Source organism: Endozoicomonas atrinae (assembly GCF_001647025.1).
In the GTDB taxonomy this organism is placed as follows: Bacteria; Pseudomonadota; Gammaproteobacteria; order Pseudomonadales; family Endozoicomonadaceae; genus Endozoicomonas; species Endozoicomonas atrinae.
Genome location: NZ_LUKQ02000791.1, coordinates 1 through 454, shown reverse-complemented (window position 1 = coordinate 454; position 454 = coordinate 1). Strand labels below are relative to the sequence as shown.

General features: G+C 58.4%; 1 protein-coding gene. It reads right to left on the bottom strand.

Going from position 1 to position 454, the window contains the following annotated elements:
* Nucleotides 1–407, bottom strand: a 407-nt coding sequence (locus tag AK963_RS34485; protein ID WP_238593916.1) for a hypothetical protein, incomplete at its 3' end; no start/stop codon positions are given.
* Nucleotides 408–454 lie beyond the last annotated feature (47 nt).

The window sequence follows — 454 nt, the reverse complement described above, 5'->3', positions numbered from 1 at the left end:
AAGCCCCTACTGCTCATCATGGAGGAAAAGGCCCGCAGCAGTTCCAGGCTGAATTCGCCGTTCACCTTCCAGCACTCCCACGCCACGAACGCTTCCACCTTCGCTTTGTCGGGCAAGCCTTTGCCATTACACATGGAGGAAAAGGCCCGCAGCAGTTCCAGGCTGAATTCGCCGTTCACCTTCCAGCACTCCCACGCCACGAACGCTTCCACCTTCGCTTTGTCGGGCAAGCCTTTGCCATGACACATGGAGGAAAAGGCCCGCAGCAGTTCCAGGCTGAATTCGCCGTTCACCTTCCAGCACTCCCACGCCACGAACGCTTCCACCTTCGCTTTGTCGGGCAAGCCTTTGCCATTACACATGGAGGAAAAGGCCCGCAGCAGTTCCAGGCTGAATTCGCCGTTCACCTTCCAGCACTCCCACGCCACGAACGCTTCCACCTTCGCTTTGTCGG